Genomic DNA, 1,152 nt, shown 5'->3' with positions numbered 1-1,152 from the left:
CTAGTGGAAGAAATCTAACGGAAGAATCCGCTTAGGGATTCCCCATCGCTGGCGGTGATGCGAGTCTGGAGCATGCGCCCCGGGATCAGTTTCACCGTCAGCCCCGTCGACCGAGCCCGTCTGGAGGCCGTCGTCGCGGATCGCAACAGCCCGCAGAAGCATGTCTGGCGTTGCCGGATCGTGCTGCTGACCGCCGATGGGCAGGGCACCAACGCCATCATGCGCGAGGCCGGGGTTGCCAAGACCGCGGTCTGGCGCTGGCAGGAACGCTTCGCCGCTGATGGCGTCGACGGCCTGCTGCGCGACAAGACACGCCCGTCCCGCATTCCGCCCCTGGCCGAGACGGTGGCCGAGGCCGTGGTCGCCCGCACGCTCGGCGATCCGCCGGGCGAGACGACCCACTGGACCGCCGCGGCCATGGCCGAGATCGCCGGCATCAGCGTCTCCTCGGTGCAGCGCATCTGGCGCGCACACGGGCTTCAGCCGCATCGCTTCCGCCGGTTCAAGCTCTCCACCGATCCACAGTTCGCCGCCAAGCTGCGTGATGTCGTCGGCCTCTACGTCGACCCGCCCGCCCATGCCATCGTGCTGTCGGTCGACGAGAAGAGCCAGATCCAAGCCCTCGACCGCACCCAGCCCGGCCTGCCGCTCAAGAAAGGCCGCCTCGGCACCCTGACCCACGACTACAAGCGCCATGGCACCACCACCCTCTTCGCCGCTCTGGACGTGCTCGAGGGTAAGGTCATCGGCCGCTGCATGCAGCGCCATCGCCATCAGGAATTCATCCGCTTCCTCAACGCTATCGAGGCCGAGGTGCCGGTGGGAAAGATCGTGCATGTCATCCTCGACAACTATGCCGCCCACAAGCACCCCAAGGTGCGCGCCTGGCTCGGCCGCCATCCCCGCTTCGTCTTCCACTTCACCCCGACCTCCGCCAGTTGGCTCAATGCCGTCGAGGGCTTCTTCGCCAAGCTCAGCAAACGTCGGCTTCAGCGCGGCGTGTTCCACTCGATCGTCGATCTCCAGACCGCCATCAATCGCTTCCTCGCCGAGGCAAACGACAACCCGAAGCCCTTCGTCTGGACCGCAGATCCAGACAAGATCCTCGCCGCCGTCAAGCGCGGGTACCAATCGTTAGATTCTCTCCACTAG

Annotated in this window: 1 protein-coding gene; it reads left to right on the top strand. The window is 65.8% G+C overall.

All coding sequences use genetic code 11. The annotated features are described in order from the left end of the window. Window positions 1-72: 72 nt before the first annotated feature. Window positions 73-1,152, top strand: coding sequence for an IS630 family transposase (locus FFK22_RS41850; RefSeq protein WP_138893702.1), 1,080 nt, complete (start codon window positions 73-75; stop codon window positions 1,150-1,152).

Source organism: Mycobacterium sp. KBS0706, assembly GCF_005938675.2.
GTDB lineage: Bacteria > Pseudomonadota > Alphaproteobacteria > DSM-16000 > Inquilinaceae > Inquilinus.
This window is presented reverse-complemented; position numbering and strand designations above follow the sequence as displayed.

What these genes read in the sequence shown, in the direction of transcription:
- FFK22_RS41850 (WP_138893702.1), top strand. Translation starts at nt 73, where the DNA reads ATGCGCCCCGGGATCAGTTTCACCGTCAGCCCCGTCGACCGAGCCCGT.